Here is a 19322-nt window from a genome sequence, read left to right on the forward strand (position 1 = left end):
AAGAACAAAACCGAAGTTCTGTTTTTCGTCAGTTTGACTGACTACCTATGAAGTATCATAGGATTTTTTATAATAACTCGAATTAACAGGTACGTTTTGTCTTGTTTAGTTTTCAAAGATCATACTCATTGTCGCTCAGAGGCGACTTTATTAATATAACATTCTATCAAGATGAAGTCAACAACTTTTTTCTTAATGTTAGTTATCAGACCCGCTGTTTCAGCAGCGAATACAAATATAACACCTTTTGAAAGAAGAAACAAGTATTTTTTCTAAATAATTTATTTTTCCTTATCTCTTCCTATATATTGATACAAAAAGTGCTTGACATGAGATTTCTCTATTGTTGATCATGAATCTCTCTAGTATATTAATAGTAGATTGAAACTAAATAACCGCAGGGGGAGCTTTGTGCTGAGAGTGAACGATTCGTTGTTCTGACCCTTTGAACCTGTCAGTTAATACTGAAGTAGGAATGTGGAATCACTTGAATACATGTGTTGTATTCAAGCCGATATGTTTTTCTATGAATAACATACTCATCCTTACATGGTCTCTCCTTGCTCAATTCGTAAAAAAGGAGATTTTTTTATGCAACAATCAAATCAATTAGTACGACTGATGGAAATTGCGATTATGACTTCGCTTGCACTTGTATTAGATTATTTATCAGGTCTCTTCTTAAGAATGCCGAATGGCGGTTCTATTGCACTGATCATGATTCCTGTGATTCTCATGTCTATTAGATGGGGGATTTCGACCGGATTTATCATCGGTGTGTTAATTGCTGGACTGCAGCTGATGAATAGCCCTATTATCGCTACACCAGTACAAGGATTTCTCGATTATTTCATCGCATCTGTTGTCATTTGTCTAAGTGGCCTATTTGCAGGTTTGATCAAAAAAGCAATTCAGGACGAAAAGCGAAAGAAACAAATTTTCTATATTATCCTTTCGGTATTTGTCGCCAGTTTTTTTAGACTCCTAACGTTCTTTATTTCTGGCGTCGTTTTCTTTTCTCAATATGCACCAGAAGGAACACCGGGGTGGGTCTACTCTTTAGTTTATAACAGCACATATATGGTTCCTTCTTTTATTATTTGTAGTATCGTTCTTTGTTTACTGATTTCAAGTGCATCTCGTTTGGTTTTCCCTCAACAAAAATAACCCGCTGCAATCAGCGGGTTATTTTTGTTGCATAATTTGCCGCTCTATGGAATTTATTAATAGTAGAAGATTTCACGCTGGAGGTACGACAATGAATCCTTACTCCATTATGCTTTGCTGCTATATTCTCAGTCTTGTTTACTTTTTGGCAGGTTTCTATGAAGCATTAAAAATAGCAGGTGTTAAAGGAAAAGTAGAGGCTTCTCCTTTTATCTCTTATATTTTGCTTGCTACACTTTTTACTTTTTTCTCTCATTATTACTGGAAGCTGACGATATAATTCGTTGTACATGATCATTTAGTACAGTTAGCTCCCATTCATACCCTATTTCCTCATGGTTCTCGCCAGCCAGCTCGAACTGGCTGGTGACGACAAAACTAGGTTGAAGCTTTTGGTAAAATTGCTTCTCTGAATTCTGTTTAACACCCAGAGCATCATAATCTTATAACCCTTCTCTATTAAATAATCCGCTCTGATTTCTGTTTCTTCTATAATAAATAGATGGCATAAAGCTCACCATCATATGTTGAATAGCGCTCGTCACGTTGTTTTCAGAAAGAAGCAAAACCAAATACTCTTGTGAAATAATGCCGGGGTAAGTTGTTTGCCTCATCACATGAATCTCTACAATTTTAGGAATATCTATAAAATTCAATCCATAAAGGATATTCATTGACATTTTGTCAACAAATCTTTATATTGGGTACGAATTCTTCTATTGAAGAGTGATATATATGAAAGGGTGGGGTAGAAGATGGGGTTTAAGACAACTGAGCTTAGGCAGCTCTTAAAAGAACAACTACACATACGTTCTCTCTCATTAAGAAAACTCAGCACACACACAGAAATTGATAAAGCGACACTGTCTAGAATAATGAATGGTAAAAGAAAACCGACTTTGAATCATTTACAACGGCTTTCAGATGCTCTAAACATTTCTTTAGATCAACTATTGGTAGCTGCTGGATTTCCAATTAAAAATGAAAGAGTTCAGAGTGATACGTTCATTCAGGCGGTAGAAGAGATTAAAAGAACACTGAAAGATCATGATGTCTATGACGGTACATTCAGTGAGGAGAAATTGAAACAGAAGTTAAATGAATACGAAACTTATAGTCAATCAGTCGAGGAAAAAGAAACAATCTCAGCAAAGTTTGAAAAAAAGATGGAAACGATAAGCGGCGTCGGGCCATTTCTTGATCAATTGAAAAACATGTACAACTCATTCATGAGCGGCCGAGGTACTTCTCGTGAATTGAGGTTGATGGGAGGCGCATTACTTTATTTCATTATGCCCGTTGATTTAATACCTGATTATATTTTTCCGATCGGCTATATTGATGACGCTGCAGCGGTACAAGTCGTATTAAACCAGCTGACAAATAGGTCATAGCAGGGTACAGAGACATGAAAAAACAGAACGGCATTGACGTCGCACTATTATTCACTGTCATTTGCTTATTTGTGATCAGCCTGCTGGCTGTATATAGCGGATCGGGACAGTATGAAACACAAGATATGTTTTATTTCGTCAAAAGACAATTTTTCTGGTATATCATCGGTTTTGTCCTCATGGCGGCAGTTGCCTACTTTGATTATGAGCTACTTGAGCGTTTATCTTTTCGATTATTTGCAGGTGGTATCTTCCTCATTATTCTCGTGCATTTTTTTGGAACGAATCAAAATGGCTCCCAAAGGTGGATCGGCTTTGGGCCCATCAAAGTTCAGCCATCAGAATTTATGAAAATTTGTGTCATTCTCTTGTTAGCGGCTATTTTAAACCGATACAAACATCAGCACTTTACGTTTAAAGAAAGCATTATTCCTGCAAGTAAAGTCATATGCTGGACCGCTGTCCCTTTTTTCCTGATCTTAATTCAGCCAGATTTAGGGACTGCACTCGTGATATTGTCTATTGCTTTTACACTAATGCTTGTTTCAGGAATTTCAAGTAAAATGATGGCTGCATTAATTGCTTCTTTTCTTGCACTACTTGCATTTTTGACCTACTTGCACAATGAACATTTTGAGCAATTCACAAAAATTATTAAGCCTCATCAGCTTGATCGCATTTATGGGTGGCTCTCTCCAGATGAATTTGATTCGACTTATGGGTATCAGCTGAAGCAAGCGATGCTTGCCATTGGGTCAGGACAATTATCAGGAAGCGGGTATACACAAGGGAATCAAGTACAAGGGGGAAATATCCCTGAAGCACACACAGATTTTATATTTGCAGTAATTGGTGAGGAGTTTGGTTTTATTGGCGCCTCCCTATTGATCTGTTTTTATCTCACGATGGTCTATCGAATAATTCATGTAGCTATGCATGCAAATACGCTTTATGGGTTGTATATATGTGCTGGAGTGGTTGGACTTATCGTCTTTCAAGTCTTCCAAAACGTAGGGATGACAGTAGGTTTAATGCCTGTGACTGGTCTTGCACTTCCATTTATCAGCTACGGCGGCAGTGCGCTATTGACCAACATGATGGCAATTGGTCTTGTCTTTAGTGTCAATCTGAGGTCGTCATCCTATATGTTTGGACGCAACTGGGATTGAAGGTGATGTCATGATTCTTTCTCACCTCAAAAAAATCGACCACATTCTTGCTGGAACGATAGTTTGTCTTTGTTTATTTGGTTTACTCATGGTTTACAGCGCGAGTTATCCTTTAGGTGAAATGAAGTATGAGCAGAGCAGCTATTTCTTCATGAAACAATGGCAATGGTTCATGATTGGGTTATTCTTTTTCGTCATTGCCTCTTTTTTTCCTTATCAGGCTTATCGTAAATGGATACGGTGGCTTGTCATGCTGTCATTGTTATCCCTGATACTTGTCCTGATTCCCGGGATCGGTGTAGTCAAAAACAATACACAACGGTGGATTCATATTGGTTCTCTTATAATCCAACCGTCTGAAGCTGTGAAATTAGTGATGATCATCTATTTTGCCTATGTGTATGCAAGGAAACAAGCTTACATCACATCCTTTAAAAAAGGGGTGCTGCCTCCGCTCATTCTTTTAAGTCTAGCTTTTTTATTGATCTTAAAGCAGCCAGATTTAGGCACGGCTGTCTCTATTTTATTGAGCTGCGGGATCGTCTTATTATGCGCTGGACTTAAAATGCGCCACCTCATTTTGCTAGGATCGACTGCTGCGATAGGTATCACCTTTTTTGCTGTGACAGCTCCTTATCGTTTGAAGCGGCTGACCTCGTTTCGTGATCCTTTTCAGTATGAGGATGGGGATGGCTATCAGCTGATTCATTCATATCTCGCCATGGATTCAGGCGGGCTGACTGGGAATGGCTTAGGCGGGAGCATTCAAAAACTAGGATTTCTTCCTGAAGCCCATACAGATTTTATTATGGCCGTTATCTGTGAAGAGCTGGGATTCATGGGGCTAATGTTTGTGATTGGTGCATATCTTCTTATTATGTATCGCGCCGTACGAATCGTTCGAGCTTTACAGAATCCATTTGGAAAGTTGTTAACGATCGGTCTCACTTTTCAAATCATGATTCAAGCAATCTTTAATTTAGGGGCTGTATTTGGACTCCTCCCCATTACGGGAATTCCCCTTCCCTTCATTAGCTATGGGGGGTCCTCATTATTGTTCATGATGATATCCGCAGGCATTCTTGTGAATCTTTCTTCATATATAAAGAGAACCCCTCAAGCGAAATAGACACCTTCCATCAGAAGGTGTCTATTAATTTTATTCTTCTATTTGACGATCAACTTTCTCTTTTTTTCTTGGCTGCTTGATTTCATTCGTTAGCTCTTGAATGCTTTGCTTCACATTGCCTTTGCCTGAGAAGTTCTCAATAATTTCTTTGACATCAATTCCAGAGGATGCTTTCAGGCTTTCTTGAAGACTGGACATCAGGTTTGTTGCATAGCCTGTGACTTTATTGGCGCCGCTGCCTTCCCCGTTACCGCCTGTATCAACAACTGTAATTTTATCAATGTTAGAAAGTGGTGCAGATACTTGCTTCGCATATTCAGGAAGCATTTTCACAATCATATCAAGGATTGCTGCCTGACCGTACTGTTCGAATGCTTCAGCAATTTTCTCTTTCGCTTCGGCTTCCGCAAGTCCTTTCAGTCTAATGACTTCTGCCTCTGTTTCCCCTTTCGCACGATCAGCTTCCGCTTTTGCCAACCCGTCAATTCTGACTTTCTCAGCTTCTGCTTTCGCCATTGCTTCAATGCTGTATTTCTTCGCATCTGCTTCAGCGAGACGCTTGGCTTTTTCCGCCGCAGCTGATTGTTCAACCGCATAACGATCCGCATCTGCTTTCTTTTTCACTTCAGAATCGTATTGACGTTCACGACGCTGAATCTCTTTTTCTTCTAATTCAATTTGCTTCTGACGTTCGATGATTTTAACTTGCATTTCCTGTTCAGTCACATGCTGACGGTTTCGGGCTGTTTCTAGATCATACGCTTGGTCAGCACTTGCTTTCGCTGTATCCTGTTCACGTCTAAATTCCGCTCTTTTCAGCTCATTAATTTTTTCTGCTTCAGCGATTTCAGTGGCACGCTCAAGCTCAGATTTCTTCGCATCTTTATCTGCCTCGGCACGTTTGATACGTGTTTCTTTATCCGCTTCAGCTGTTGCAATATCTGCATCTCGTTTCACTTGGGCAATTCTTGGTTTTCCTAGAGATTCTAAATAGCCATTTTTATCACGGACATCTTTGATGGTGAATGAGACAATGATGAGACCCATTTTCGCTAAATCTTGAGAAGCGACACGTTGTACTTCTTGAGAAAATTTCTCTCTGTTTTTATAAATCTCTTCAACTGTCATAGAGCCTAAGATCGAACGAAGGTGACCTTCTAGTACTTCTCTTGCCTCATTTTCGCGATCTTCTTTTGTTTTACCTAAAAACTGCTCTGCAGCAGTGGCGATTTCTTCAATCGAGCCACCAATTTTAATGATTGCCGTTCCATCGGCCATCACAGGTACACCTTGCTCAGTATAAACCTCAGGTGTTGAGACATCTAGCTTGCTAGATAGTAAGCTAAGCGGCTCAGCTTGTTGAAAAACAGGGAGTACAAAGGTCCCGCCCCCTCTGACAATCTTAATCTTATTTCCACCTTCATCTACGTGGACATTTTTACTTCCTAGATAACTCCCTGTGACGATTAACGCTTCATCTGGACCTGCTGTCCGGTATTTTGAAACAAATACGCCAAAAAGTGCAATAAGAATCACAAGGACAATTCCAATCATAATCAAAATCGCTGTTCCTGGCATGGCATTCCCTCCTAGATTTCTTCATTTGGTATAACAGATAAAAAGCCTTTGTTTACTTCGACAACAATCACGTGGGTTCCATACGGAATCTCCTCTTGATCGAAACTGATGGCTGGCTTTGAGATTTTTCCACTATTACTAATTAACAGCACTTCTCCAAACCCGTCTTTTGGGACTGATACAATAACCTCCCCAGTTCTTCCTTTTAAATCGGCCTCAGTATATGAGAGAGACTCTTCAGCAGAGGAAAGCGGAACTAAAACAAATACATTTAAACAGGTTACAAGGACAACTGCGAGGATAGCAGATAATACCGCTCCAAGCCCACTTCCTACGATTGCTGTTTTTTCAGAGATGAAGCCTCCAGCCGAGAAAAAGGTAAGAAATGTGAGGATCAGTGTCGGTTGAAGGAATGGAACATTGATCACTTCAAACAATCCATCAAATACATCGCCGAAAAAGACGAAAACAACTGTCAGGATTCCTGATATCATCAATATGTATAAATACAGCGTCTGAAGAGGCAGCTCGAACACATCCATCTTTCTCACCCTTTCTTCATGAAATGAACTGCCTTTGTTTCGTTTTGACCATACTCACCTCCATTGTATTCCTTCTAACAGCTAATACGAACCACTTTTGTAAAGGTTTCATCATTCCTTATAATTCCTCAAAGGAATTCCCCGGGTAGCTAAAGAATGATTGTTATGTACCAGTATGCTAAAATTTGATCATGAGGTGATGAAAATGAGTTTATTACATGATGCAAGACAAGAATTGTGGAAGGATTTTCAAGGTGTGCGCGAAGAATAATTAAACAAAAAAATATCTGATGATACTTGGATTATTCAAAAGGTTGCAGATCATTTAAAGAAAATGCACCAAGTTAAAAAAAGCACCGATTAAAGAAGATGAGCCAAAATTGGTAGAAATGGCAGAGGATCGTTCAAGAAAAACCACGGCGCCTAGTAATGTTGAGCCTGAGCAAAAGCATGTCACGCCGACACATTTAAAGGATGAACTCGAACAGCATGCGAGCAATTAAATCAAATTTTATCACCTTTTACTGAAGATGATTTTAAACGATTGATTGCACACCCTATATTTGAAGAGTTACCACTTAAGCAGTATCTTGATTTTATCAGCGCTCATGAAAAACGCCATATCCATCAAATCAAAGAAATCAAAGAAATCAAAGAACAATTTTAAGCCATAAAAAAGACTCCCTGATGGGAGACTTTTCATATCGTTATACCGTTTTAGGTGTTAAATCAAAGCAGCGAGCATAAATCCAGTTGTACGCTTTCTCGTTTAGATCTCTTGGGTTTCCAACTGTTTGCGGATCTTTCATCGCTTCTTTAGATAAACGGTCAATCATATCTTTTGATACCCCTTGTTCCTCTAATGAAGGAACTTCTAAATCTTCCACTAAATCATACATCCAGTTCACAGCTGCTTTTGCTGCTTCCTCTGTTGACATTCTGCTTGTATCAATACCGAAGGCTTGAGCAATTCGAGCGAATTTTTTTGGGTATCCTTTCCAGTTATACTCCATGACAGGTCCCATCATCGCTGCTACACACTGACCATGCGCTACAGGATTAATGCCCCCAAGTGTTTGACTCATCGCATGCGCTGCACCTGCTGATTCACTTCCATAAGAAAGTCCAGCAAGCATCGCAGCTTGTGCCATTCCATATCTTGCTTCTAAATCCTCTCCATCAGCAAAGGCACGGCGAATATAATGAGCGGCATATTCAATCGCCATTAGCGCTACCGCATCGGTTATTGGTTGAGCAAATTTCATGGTATAGCATTCGATGGCGTGTGCAAGTGCATCAATTCCAGTCATTGCCGTCACATGAGGCGGCATGGATACATGAAGCTCTGGGTCAATCACTGTTAGATGAGCTGCAATAAGTGGTCCACCTGTGTTGAATTTGAATTCTCTTTCTTCGTCAGTAATAACCGCCCACTGCGTAACCTCTGAACCTGTACCAGCCGTTGTCGGGATTGTTGTTAACGGAGGGATTCTATTTTCGAGCGGTTTTTTCCCCTCTGCCGCTTCATAATCAAGAACTGAGCCTTCATGAGTCACCTCTACACCGATGGCCTTCGCTGTATCCATTGAGCTTCCGCCACCTACTGCGACTAATCCATTACAGCCTTCTTTTTCATATAACGCAGACCCTTCATTCACTAGGCGTACTGGCGGGTTTGGCTCTACTTTATCAAATAGGACAACATCAATTTGCGCTTCTTTTAATGAAGCAATCACTGGATCCACAACGCCCGCTTGATAAATACCAGGATCTGTTACAAGCAATACCTTTGAGACGCGGTATGCTTTCACTTCTTCCCCAACATGTTTCACCGCACCAATGCCATGCTTGATGACAGTCGGAATTTCAAATGTATGGAACTTTTGCATGCTTTCAATTTTCATATTTAATGTCATGTTTAATCTCCTCCAAATGAGCGTTGTTTATTTAAACCAATGAACCGCTTCAGGTTTAGTATTTCTATATAAATGTTTCAGCTCGGTATATTCTTCAAGGCCGGTACGTCCTAACTCACGCCCGAGGCCTGACTGCTTATATCCACCCCACGGAGCTTGAGCAAAATAAGGATGGAAATCATTGATCCAAACAGTACCTAATCTTAGTTGACGAGCGACTCTTTCCGCTTTTGCAATATCTGAAGACCATACAGCTCCTGCTAAACCATAAATCGTATCATTTGCCAGCTCGATGACTTCTTTCTCTGAACGGAAGGATTCGACAGTCAATACTGGTCCAAAGACTTCCTCCTGTACAATCCGCATGTCTGAGGTACAGCCTGAGAAAATGGTCGGCAAGTAGAAGAATCCTTTTTGAAGCTCCTCTGATTCAGGTCGTTTTCCGCCTGTTTCTAATCTTGCGCCTTCTTCTAGACCAATGGTGACGTATTTTTCTACTTTTTCTCGATGCTCAGCTGAAATGAGCGGCCCGCTCTGCGTTCCTTCATTAAAGCCGTTCCCTAGCTTGATTTTTTTCGTACGCTTCACCAGTTCTTTTAAAAATTCATCATGAATGGATTCTTCCACTAACAAACGTGAACCTGCTGAACACACTTGCCCCGCATGGAAAAACACGGCATTCAATGCCTGATCAACCGCTACGTCTAAATCAGCATCTTGAAATACAATGTTCGGATTTTTTCCGCCGAGCTCAAGGGCAATTTTTTTCACATTCCCACTGGCTCCCTGCATGATTTTCTTTCCTGTTTCAATACCGCCTGTAAACGAAATTAAATCCACTTGATCGTTTACAGCAAGTTCATCACCAACTGTTGCACCAGGTCCAAGCACTAGGTTTGCAACGCCCGCTGGAACACCGACTTCTTCCATGAGTTTGAATACTTTAATGGTGGTTAATGGTGTAATTTCACTTGGCTTTAAGACGATTGTATTCCCCGCCGCAAGAGCAGGAGCAATCTTCCAGCTCGCTTGAAGCAATGGATAGTTCCAAGGGGTGATTTGTCCGCATACACCAACAGGCTCTCTAACTAATTCACTTTTCGAGTTCGGAATAGGTGATGCAATGATTTCCCCGCCATCTTTGTCAGCAAGTCCTGCGTAATATTGGAACACATTCGCAATATCGTCCATATCCGCTTTGCTTTCATCTAATGTCTTGCCTGTATCAAGCGATTCTAATTTGGCTAATTCATCAAGATCACGTCTAATCAATTCAGCAATCTTAAACACAATATTTCCTCTTTCAAGTCCAGGCAGGTTTGCCCAATCGCCTTGATCGAAGGCTTTTCTCGCTGCTTTAATTGCTAGCTGCGCATCATTTCTTGAACCTTCACTGACTGTCGCGATCACTTCTTGATTAAATGGATTGATAATGTCCCGCGTGTCGCCACTTTTCGCGCCAACCCATTGTCCATCTATAAATAGTGTTTGACTCATAGAAGGAACCTCCTCTGATTCTCTTTGGTAAGTTTGTTTAATAAAAATTTAACATTTTGAACATAATTAACTTAACATGTTCAAATTTTTCTGTCAAAGAGAAATATGCTTCATTTATTTTGACATTTTGTATTCTTTCGTTAACATATAGTCCATAAAGGTTTTTTTGAACGTATTGAATTCTCTTAATAGAAAGCAGGGACAAAATGAAAAAGCAGGAACAGACACTAGCAGAAGAACGAATTTTAGCTGCTAAAGACCTAGTCATTGATTCCATAGCTGAAACGATGGATCTCTATGGCATTACAAGAAGTGCGGGTATTTTATATGGAACAATGTACTTAAATGAGGAAATGACGCTTGATGAAATGCGTGAAGAGCTGCAAATGAGTAAGCCCAGTATGAGTACGGGTGTGAAAAAACTTCAAGACATGAATATTGTCAAAAAGACCTTCCACCGCGGCCGAAGAAAACACAGCTTTGTCGCTGAAAAAGATTTTTTTAAGTTTTTTATGAACTTCTTTCCGCAAAAATGGGAACGAGAGGTCGAGGTCAATCTAGCAGCGATTGAAGAAGCCCAAGAGCGTCTTCAAGATGTGGCTCATGCTGATCAGGTGGAGGAAAATGTAAGAGGAGAAACGCAGCAGCTCCTTGCACAGCTTGAAAGCTCAAAAGCCTATTATGACTGGCTCAGACGATTAGCCCACTCTGTTCATTCCGGTGAAATCTTTGAATATATACCAATTGATCAGAAAGAAAAATAGCGAGACATTTGCGTTTTACAGCTTGAATTTCACAGGAAGTTTGATTTTAATAAATTATGTCGTAACCCTTCGGGGCATTAGCTCAGCTGGGAGAGCGCTACGCTGGCAGGGTGTATGACATCGATACAAACGGACGTTCCCTAAAATATACTGATATATCAAGGTTCTATAATGAAGCCTTTCTGATAAAAAATGTTCAATTCTGAAGGAAAATGAAATGGTTAGTCCCCGTCCCCATAAAAAAACAGACCATGGAGGGTCTGTTTTAATTTTGCCTATTAGTTTTCAGATGTTGAATTTGGATCAATCATCGTCGTGTTTCGATCAGTTTTTTGTGGAATGAAAGTTGTATTTCTATTTGTCTCCTCCATTGTTGTATTTCGGTTTGATGCTGGTTTAATCATACTAGTCGCTTCATATACACCTACACCCAAAAAGATAATAGAGCTTATAACAATCATTTTTTTAATACTCATAAAGACACTCCCCTTTTTGAATATTATGTTGGGCTTCAAATGCCCTCCTGTAATATTCTGTAGCTTTCTCAAACTTTCCTCTTTTTTCATGAATCATTGCAAGGTTTTTTGAGAATTCTTCAACGAAAACATACAATTGTTTTTCTTCAAATATCTGAAGCATAGCTTGAATCTCATCCTCTTCATTACTTTCATATATTGTTTTTATAGAACGTAACAACAAAATTTCGTGTGGGTATTCACTATGAGAGATCTTTTTCAAAGCTTTATCCAATAATTTCGCTGCTTCAGCATTTTCTCCTGTCTTATATAACGTCCAACAAAGGTTTACATATATAACTGGCTTTAGATCAATTACACCATCTTCAGATACATCAAGGGACTCATGATAATATTGTATAGCTTTTGCATAATCTTGTTGTCTATCGTAAGTATTTCCTATATTTAAAAGTAGCTTGGCAATAAACCTTTTATCGGCTAGCTCTTCAGCAATAGAATAAGCTGTATTCAGATGCTCTAATGACTTTTCATATCGCTTGAAATCATCATAATTCCCTGCAATAACAATCAAGCTTTGAATTTGGCGAACTTTATATTGTTCATGCTGCTTATAGATGTCTAGTGCCTTAATAATATGATGCATCGAAACATGCGTCTGTTTCATAATGTAGTAGGCTTCAGCCACTTTAAAATGAAACTCCGCTTGCTCAATATCGTCTACAACTAATGCAAGTTGCTTCTCAGCGATCTTGTAATATTGAATAGCCTGTACGTACTCTTTCCTGCTGAATTCATACATTCCTCTAAAGAAAGCATTATAGTATTGCAACATACCGGAAAGTTGATAATTAGAATTTTCTATTTTATCAACTAAGTCTGAAATGGATAAAGATCGTTGCTCTGAAGGTTTAATATAATCAAGCATAATTTGATGTCGAAAACACATCAATTGATAATAGATGAGCAGGTCTTGATCCTCTTCCATTCGTTCAATTTCTTGTTCTACCTCAGCTTTCAAAATCTCTGCATCTGGTACGCTGAATTGCCGGATCATTTTATGCCATTCATTTATTTTCACACCAACATGTGAAGAAAGAACTTTCTCCATCTCCTTACTCCCCTTCCACAAAATAACTTTATATTACATTTATTATCACATACAATCATTCACAAAGCACCGAAAAGATACCGCAAAACGAACAAAAAAGAGCTCCTCGAAAGGAGCCATGTGAGTAATACATGAGTAATAGTGGCTTGATAAAGAAGAAGATCATTGAAATATACGAATTTTTTAATCCCGTTTCCGCGGGTAAACTGTAAATTTTAATTATACAGCACATTTAGAAACCGAACAAACATTCTGATAAATTGTTTTTGGTGGTGATGATATGACTGATCTCGAAAATACAAAATCATCTATAATATGAGCCGCTTTCGCAAGAACCCCACAAAGGAGGACTTGAAAAGAAAAACTGTTAAAGATGAATCAACGATCCGCATCCAAAAGAATTTAGTTCCATCCATGATTTAAACCAAGCAACAAGTTTATGTTATCAATCAGTTAAATAATAAAAAACCCCCACTTTACAAGGTCGGGAGATTTTTTTGTACTTACTTTACTTTTTGTCAGTTAAGTGATTTAAACGTTTTCGAATAACTAGGGATAAGATAGCGAAAACTGCGCAAGCTCCTGCTGATCCAGCAGCAAACATCAGCTCAAAGTTTTCTGTTGGGGATTTGAATAACAAAGAGACTGAGACAATTAAAGCCGCACCACTAAGGCCCAATCCTAATATCGACATTGCCAATAATTTATTCATAGAAACACTCTCAGACTCACAATTTGAAACAACCTACTACTGCACCCATCCCACCAGCTCCAAGAACTGCATATGCGCCAATACATGCTGCACATATTGGGGCAGTAACCGGCGTCGGAGCCGCACAGGAACCAGCACAAGCGACTGCAATTAAATAAGCCACGCTACTACCAACCCCAAGCACTGCTGCGATGCAAGCTGCAGTTGCTTTTACGCCCATAGGTTGAATGGCAGAAGGTTCTTCTGCAAGTAATTCTTCATCTGACATATAAGACAGCTCGGTATCAACGGACTTAACAAGGGAACCATCCAAATAAGTCTCAACCTTGAAGTTACCCATCTCATTCTTTGTCACCAACATTTCATTTGCCTGCAATACGGTATTATCCTCATCGATGAAAAGAGTGATATTACTAGGAAGACTATATTCCCCATTTATAGGAATTGTAACAACTGTAACTCCACCACCTACTGTGTAAACATTTGATTTTTCCAATCCGTAAGCATATACAGGTGCTAAGCATCAACTTCCCCGTTCTCGATCACATTAACCGCTATATTGACCATTTCAGCGGAAGCATCTCCCTCGATTGGAACAATCGAAGCTTCCTCTCCTTCCGCAGAAACCCCCACAGTTGAAGAAAAACTAAAACAAATCAGCGAAAAAATTAATAACAACTGCAAAAATGATTTTTTCTTCTTCGACATAATATTGCCTCCTATCTCAATATTTTTTGCTACATTTTACCATTTAGATGCAAATATGACATTCCCTTTCTTTATTTCAATATTATTATAAAAACAGGAAGTTGTACCTACATACATCGGCGAATTAAAAATTACACTCTGAATGGTTACCAGTATCAATGCTTAATATTATATATATATATATATATGATTAGCTTGATGGACAAGTGGTCTTTCCCCTGTTTGGGGGAATTGGTGTGGTCCTGGTTATGGTGGTGGTCCAACAAAAGATTTACTAGATGCTGCATGTAAAAAACATAATCTTAATTATAAAAAAATATGGTTATTTTCATTGTAAAAGTGATGCTGCATTGATTGGTCGAATACAAGAGATATAAAAAAGATGGGGCTAATCTAAAAGGTAGTAGCTAGAAACGTCATAATGTATTTTATGCTTCAAGTGAGAGCGAACGGTTGTTGAGAGAGTGATATTTTGAATACAAAAATTCTAAGGAGGGAAAGGCGCGTCTCATAATAAAAAAAGCGGACACCAATCAAGGCACTTAATGTGCTCAATGATCAGCGTCCGCAGGTTCTTCCTTCTGGACAAAATATTCCGTTCGTATTGCTTGTCTCTATCATACGTTGATCCGCTTATGAAAAAAGGTCCCCTTTTTATCCCCCATTTTGTCGGCTTTTTCAAGTCTAAAATTAAAATACATTTTTAAGTCCTTCAAAAGCCCTTACATATTTCTCATTCTCTAATATTATGTCATGATTACATTTTTATTAGGAGTGTGTTCATATGAAGTATAGGCGATGTTGTCGTTGTGGAGAATGTATAGAATACTGTTGCTGTGTTAGAACAATTGTTATCCCTGGAAGACGGGGTCGTACTGGACGTACTGGTGCTACTGGGCCTACTGGTGCTACCGGCGCTACTGGGCCTACTGGTGCTACCGGCGCTACTGGTGCTACCGGCGCTACTGGGCCTACTGGTGCTACCGGCGCTACTGGGCCTACTGGTACAGCCTGCTGTCCATGTACAAATCTCTTGGCTAATCCTGGGTTCGATTTATCGGCTGTTGATGCGCCACCTGCATCATGGACATCCGCGACAGCTACTGTGGTTAATTCTCCAGAATCTCATAGTGGTCGTTTTGTAAGCAGTCCTACAACTCCAACTATACAATCTGTTAGTATACTTGGTTTAGACCCTAATCCACCTGTTGGAACAGTAGCAACTCCTGGATATATCAACCAAGTCGTCCCTGTTTCAGAAGGCTGCTGCTTTACTCTAACTTTCGAAGGTGATGTGCGGGGACAAGGTGTATTAGTTGCATCAGTATCTTTCCCCCCACAGCCATGCCCACCGTTAATAACTAATACGGGTACTGATGAAGGAACAGTAACAACTAATCCAATATTTACAGAAGGTATTCCGCATATTATAGCGGTATCTAACCAACCTCAAAGTGTCTTTCAAAATTATTCATTAACTGTTTGTGCACCACCAGGAGCGACCACCGCTTGTATAACCTTCCAAAATATAGGTAATCCATCACAAGGCAGTGAAGCTTTGGTCGACAATGTCGTTTTTAAAAATACAGGTGGTCCATGTGATACTTGTGTTCAAAACTATTAAAATTAAAGAATTATATTGGAAAAGGCATGTGAGTTTATATGGCTAAAAACTGCGGGTGCGGAAGAAGGGTGTTTCGAGAAGGAGAATTCCTAATTAGAACTAGTTGCCCTCAAATCACATTAGAAATCATTAAAAAGGAAAATATGTGTTTTCAAGTTAAAGGAATAGTATTGTGTAATACAGTTCCTTTAGAAAGTGTTAATGTAAATCTGTCGAGTTCATCTAATAGCATTGTAAAACCCCATACAGTTTGTACTGATAAAACTGGAGCCTTTTCATCCGAAGTTAATTTATTAACAAATTCAATCAAAGAAATCGAAGTTACAGCAACCGTGATATCTAATAAATTACCCGTAAAAAATACAATAAACATCAACATTTAGTTTTAAAGCATTTCACTAAGGACAGCTTAAAAACTAAGATATCTTCCAAGAGAGGGGTTAATTTCATACTACCCCTACTCTTTTTCTTAAAGACTTTACTCTTGAAGTAACTAAATGAGTCCAAGTGCTTCCTAAAGATGGGAAAAGACCCTTTTTTCCTCTTGTTCCTTTTTGTTTTCTTCCTTTACTTTTAATGCTCTATACAATTTCAATTCTTTTTTAAAGTGTTACGAACCTGTTTCTGTTGACTTTTTAGATGATTTAACAAAGGACGGCGCAAGAAAAGATGGTAAGTCAGGAGGATTTGGAGAAAGAACTATATTAGATATTTTCAAATTACTACAAGTGGTTTTTAAAACAGCAACGGAAGAATGGAAGATTATCAAGAAGGATCCAATAAAAGGGTTGCCTTTGCCGGTTAACGAGAAGAAGGAAATGAATTATTTTGAAGCTGATGAAGCTGCTCAATGTATTAAGATTTTATATGAAGAAGTTGATTAAATAGAGACTTTATTTCTTAGCAGCGATGATCGGTGGATTGAGACGAGGCGAAGGTCTTGCACTTGAATGGCATTTAGATGTTGATTGGGATGCTGGTGGATTTAAAATCAATCGTTCTCTTTCAAAGACAATCCAAGGTGAGGCACATGTAAAAGATCCTAAATCAAAAAGTTCAAAACGTTTTGTACAGAAGCCGGACTGGTACATGAATGAATTGTCACTATATTATCTTATGTGGAAAAGAGAAAAGAATAAGCTAAAAGATACATGGGAGGGTGAAGATTACCAATACATTTTTCATAGTGGTTTTGGTAAACCCTACTATTTTACAACTCCAATATAAAATAAAAAATATCCGCTTACACGATTTGCGCCATACTATGGTTGCTTTGCTGATGGAAGCCGGAGAAAGCATTAGTGCTATTCAAAGACGTGCAGGACACGCTAGTGCCAGAACAACATCTGATATATATGGCCATGTAACCGATGAAATGAAAAAGAGTGCAGCGAATCACTTTAACAAGTTTGAGCCCAAACATTTGAGAAACACAAAATTAGAGCCAGGAAATCTCCGTCCCCAAGTCGTCCCCAAGGTTGAAAATAATGCATCATACAAAATTGAGCTTCCCCCTTGTATTTCAAGGGGGAATTAAATATAATAATATTTGTTGAAACATCCCGGGGCATTAGCTCAGCTGGGAGAGCGCTACGCTGGCAGCGTAGAGGTCAGCGGTTCGATCCCGCTATGCTCCATACATGATAAAACGGTGGTACATCAACGTTTTTTTAACGGTGACTTATCGTAGTGTACCGCTCCTATAATAATGCGCAGTGAAGCGCACCGATAAATTGATCGTCTTCTTTACGAAATAGGAGGCGATTTTTTAATGCATTCAGAACGACGGAAAGGTAAGTGCTTTAAGGCGGAACGGACGATCACCAAAACAGTGCGTGGTAAAACGTATTCAATCTCGGTTATTTGCGAAAATATATGCGAAGCAAAACGCGCGGAAAATAGAGCGCCGGAAACAATCGACCGATACCGGAGGGCTTGTCGACACTTATTAGATTACGCACCGCATGACTGGACGGTGACATACGAGGTATTGACGTTGACTTTGCTTGCGGATTCGTTGCGTATTTACTTCACGAACGGGTTACATTCGCCGGTCATAAGTCAAAAGGACGAACATAAAACGCCTGGCTTGTCTCCTAAGTCCGTAAAGATTATATTAAGACGCTTCGGGCACCCTTCAGATTTGCGCAACACGAAAAAGCCGTTTGACTTCAATGGCTTGGAGAAATTTTATCCTTAACAAAGGACAACGTAGATTATGCATCCGGTACTGTCTACTTCAGCGCATGTGACGTTAAGACACGACAAGGAATATTCGTCCCTCTCTAAAGAAAAACGATGAACTGAATAAAAGAACTTCTTATAGAAAACTCAGATTTCGATAGTCCTTTCGTCTTCTTATGTAATTACGGTGAACAACTACAAACGAATCATTTTAGGAAACAGTTAAATAGATACGCAGAACAAGTCGGTATTACTAAGCACGTACACCCGCATTTATTCAGACATACCGGCGCGACAATGTAATTAGAAAATGGTGGAGCTATCCGGCACTTACAAGCGATGCTCGGGCATCGAGATATGCGAATGGTTAAACGCTATACTCACTCCCGTCTTATGCCACGCATCTACGAATGGCTCTGGGTCTTGCTCGATCATTAGCGCTGGATCTACGGAAGCCTTAGCACGCAATAACAAGCCGTAGTATTTATAAATATCTGCTGCGTCAAAGTAGCGACTCATTGCGTTGTAGATTTCCGTTGGCAACGAGTTTTTCAGCGCTTCAGCCGGAACCGCAGCCGTATCTTTAACGTGCTTTTGATTTTTAAGATTAATAGAATCCGATGGTTCATTTCAATTTTAGTCGGCTGAACCGTTGGTTTATCGGGGTTTTTAAGCTCTGTACGAGTGGTCACTGTCGACTGGTCGTTTGCCATTTCGTAGATTTTCCACGAGAAGCTAACGCCAGTTACTTCGTTTGGCGACGTGTTTGACATCGGCCATGTGTAAAAGAAATCTAGCCTATCACCTTTCTTACTTAGCTTAAACGTACCTTCTTCGGATACTGTTATTACTTCCTCCGGGCCTAATTCTTCGCCTGTATTTAGCGTAATTGTTTCCGTTGCGGGATAGGCTTTGAAGGATGAATGACCTTTGTTAGTCATCGATCCTTTCATCGCAATGTGCGCTTGAGGGTGATATTAGAACTTGGTCAATTTTAATGTCTAAATCGTCGTAATTCTCCTCGTCATTCATTTCCGCACTTTACAACCAAATACCGCTATCCTCGCTTAAGTTTTCATCCGCACCAGTTTCTTTCGCTTGAACCTTTTCAGCTTTATTACTCGGCTGAGTATTCGACGAGCACCCCGCAATTATCAGCAAGGCTTATTATAGAAAAGAGTAGTCTAACTCGCTTCATTTAATCACGACCTTTTTCTTTTAATTATTCGTTATTGTTATGTAAGACGGCTACCTACGTTTTTATACGTAAGCAACCGCCAAAAGTTCCGGCTACTACTTGCCGACCTCATGAAGCGCCTTTCTTTCTCGCGCCTTCTTCGTTACGTCGTTATTT

20 protein-coding genes, 1 tRNA gene, 1 pseudogene and 1 riboswitch are annotated in these 19322 nt (G+C 39.5%); of the genes and pseudogenes, 12 read left to right on the top strand and 10 right to left on the bottom strand.

Annotated elements, in window-relative coordinates; translation table 11 throughout:
• The first annotated feature begins 390 nt into the window (after positions 1–390).
• Positions 391–493: riboswitch (TPP riboswitch) on the top strand.
• A 98-nt stretch (positions 494–591) separates the two neighbouring features.
• From thiT to ftsW, 5 genes are all read left to right on the top strand, one after another.
• Entirely contained in the window at positions 592–1167 is a 576-nt protein-coding gene (gene thiT, locus LC033_RS14440; protein WP_226569564.1) for an energy-coupled thiamine transporter ThiT, read from the top strand.
• Positions 1168–1258: 91 nt separating this feature from the next.
• On the top strand, positions 1259–1447 hold the full coding sequence (locus LC033_RS14445) for a hypothetical protein (RefSeq protein WP_226569567.1): 189 nt from the start codon (positions 1259–1261) through the stop codon (positions 1445–1447).
• 475 nt (positions 1448–1922) lie between these two features.
• The gene (locus tag LC033_RS14450) at positions 1923–2561 is read left to right on the top strand and encodes a DUF1232 domain-containing protein (RefSeq protein ID WP_226569568.1); all 639 of its coding nucleotides are present in this window, start codon (positions 1923–1925) and stop codon (positions 2559–2561) included.
• 14 nt (positions 2562–2575) lie between these two features.
• Entirely contained in the window at positions 2576–3730 is a 1155-nt protein-coding gene (gene rodA / locus LC033_RS14455; protein ID WP_226569570.1) for a rod shape-determining protein RodA, read from the top strand.
• A gap of 10 nt (positions 3731–3740) precedes the next feature.
• Complete coding sequence (gene ftsW, locus LC033_RS14460) at positions 3741–4859, top strand: putative lipid II flippase FtsW (RefSeq protein WP_226569572.1); 1119 nt, start codon at positions 3741–3743, stop codon at positions 4857–4859.
• Positions 4860–4889: 30 nt separating this feature from the next.
• On the opposite strand, the gene floT is transcribed toward ftsW, so the two are convergent.
• Both floT and LC033_RS14470 read right to left on the bottom strand, forming a co-directional pair.
• Complete coding sequence (gene floT, locus LC033_RS14465) at positions 4890–6437, bottom strand: flotillin lipid rafts scaffold protein FloT (RefSeq protein ID WP_226569574.1); 1548 nt, start codon at positions 6435–6437, stop codon at positions 4890–4892.
• Positions 6438–6448: 11 nt separating this feature from the next.
• A complete protein-coding gene (locus LC033_RS14470) occupies positions 6449–6979 on the bottom strand; it encodes an NfeD family membrane protein (protein WP_226569576.1) in 531 nt (176 codons plus the stop codon).
• Between the two features lie 380 nt (positions 6980–7359).
• Between LC033_RS14470 and LC033_RS16915 the strand changes: the two genes are divergently transcribed.
• Entirely contained in the window at positions 7360–7482 is a 123-nt protein-coding gene (locus LC033_RS16915; protein WP_264188768.1) for a hypothetical protein, read from the top strand.
• A 204-nt stretch (positions 7483–7686) separates the two neighbouring features.
• On the opposite strand, the gene gbsB is transcribed toward LC033_RS16915, so the two are convergent.
• Positions 7687–8895: a choline dehydrogenase gene (gene gbsB, locus LC033_RS14480; RefSeq protein WP_226569580.1), complete on the bottom strand. Its 1209-nt coding sequence runs from the start codon at positions 8893–8895 to the stop codon at positions 7687–7689.
• A gap of 27 nt (positions 8896–8922) precedes the next feature.
• Positions 8923–10392, bottom strand: coding sequence for a betaine-aldehyde dehydrogenase (gene betB / locus LC033_RS14485; RefSeq protein ID WP_226569582.1), 1470 nt, complete (start codon positions 10390–10392; stop codon positions 8923–8925).
• A 206-nt stretch (positions 10393–10598) separates the two neighbouring features.
• Here betB and gbsR point away from each other — a divergent pair, with 206 nt between their 5' ends.
• On the top strand, positions 10599–11156 hold the full coding sequence (gene gbsR, locus LC033_RS14490) for a transcriptional regulator GbsR (protein ID WP_226569584.1): 558 nt from the start codon (positions 10599–10601) through the stop codon (positions 11154–11156).
• 278 nt (positions 11157–11434) lie between these two features.
• Here the strand turns inward: gbsR and LC033_RS14495 are convergent, their stop codons facing one another.
• The 5 genes from LC033_RS14495 to LC033_RS14515 all read right to left on the bottom strand — a co-directional run bounded on the left by LC033_RS14495 (position 11435) and on the right by LC033_RS14515 (position 14160).
• Complete coding sequence (locus tag LC033_RS14495; protein ID WP_226569586.1) at positions 11435–11632, bottom strand: RapH phosphatase inhibitor; 198 nt, start codon at positions 11630–11632, stop codon at positions 11435–11437.
• Positions 11622–12740, bottom strand: coding sequence for a response regulator aspartate phosphatase (locus tag LC033_RS14500; protein WP_226569588.1), 1119 nt, complete (start codon positions 12738–12740; stop codon positions 11622–11624). Before LC033_RS14500 ends, LC033_RS14495 begins: the two co-directional genes overlap by 11 nt.
• A 508-nt stretch (positions 12741–13248) precedes the next feature.
• Complete coding sequence (locus LC033_RS14505) at positions 13249–13452, bottom strand: hypothetical protein (protein ID WP_226569590.1); 204 nt, start codon at positions 13450–13452, stop codon at positions 13249–13251.
• Between the two features lie 16 nt (positions 13453–13468).
• Positions 13469–13765, bottom strand: coding sequence for a hypothetical protein (locus LC033_RS14510; RefSeq protein ID WP_226569592.1), 297 nt, complete (start codon positions 13763–13765; stop codon positions 13469–13471).
• 203 nt (positions 13766–13968) lie between these two features.
• A complete protein-coding gene (locus tag LC033_RS14515) occupies positions 13969–14160 on the bottom strand; it encodes a hypothetical protein (protein ID WP_226569593.1) in 192 nt (63 codons plus the stop codon).
• Between the two features lie 1033 nt (positions 14161–15193).
• On the opposite strand from LC033_RS14515, the gene LC033_RS14520 reads away from it, so the two are divergent.
• The 5 genes and pseudogenes from LC033_RS14520 to LC033_RS17370 all read left to right on the top strand — a co-directional run bounded on the left by LC033_RS14520 (position 15194) and on the right by LC033_RS17370 (position 18271).
• Complete coding sequence (locus LC033_RS14520) at positions 15194–15784, top strand: collagen-like protein (protein ID WP_226569595.1); 591 nt, start codon at positions 15194–15196, stop codon at positions 15782–15784.
• Positions 15785–16410: 626 nt separating this feature from the next.
• Positions 16411–17321 (top strand): annotated as a pseudogene (locus tag LC033_RS17620) (site-specific integrase); the annotation flags it as partial.
• Between the two features lie 27 nt (positions 17322–17348).
• Positions 17349–17421 (top strand) — tRNA-Ala (locus LC033_RS14540).
• A gap of 134 nt (positions 17422–17555) precedes the next feature.
• Positions 17556–17984, top strand: a complete 429-nt coding sequence (locus LC033_RS14545; RefSeq protein ID WP_226569604.1) for a hypothetical protein — start codon at positions 17556–17558, stop codon at positions 17982–17984.
• Between the two features lie 122 nt (positions 17985–18106).
• Positions 18107–18271: a tyrosine-type recombinase/integrase gene (locus LC033_RS17370; protein ID WP_226569608.1), complete on the top strand. Its 165-nt coding sequence runs from the start codon at positions 18107–18109 to the stop codon at positions 18269–18271.
• A 248-nt stretch (positions 18272–18519) separates the two neighbouring features.
• Here the strand turns inward: LC033_RS17370 and LC033_RS14555 are convergent, their stop codons facing one another.
• Entirely contained in the window at positions 18520–18909 is a 390-nt protein-coding gene (locus LC033_RS14555; RefSeq protein WP_226569606.1) for a hypothetical protein, read from the bottom strand.
• Between the last annotated feature and the right edge of the window lie 413 nt (positions 18910–19322).

Origin of the sequence: Bacillus stratosphericus (assembly GCF_020524495.1) — a bacterium.
Lineage (GTDB): Bacteria > Bacillota > Bacilli > Bacillales > Bacillaceae > Bacillus > Bacillus stratosphericus_B.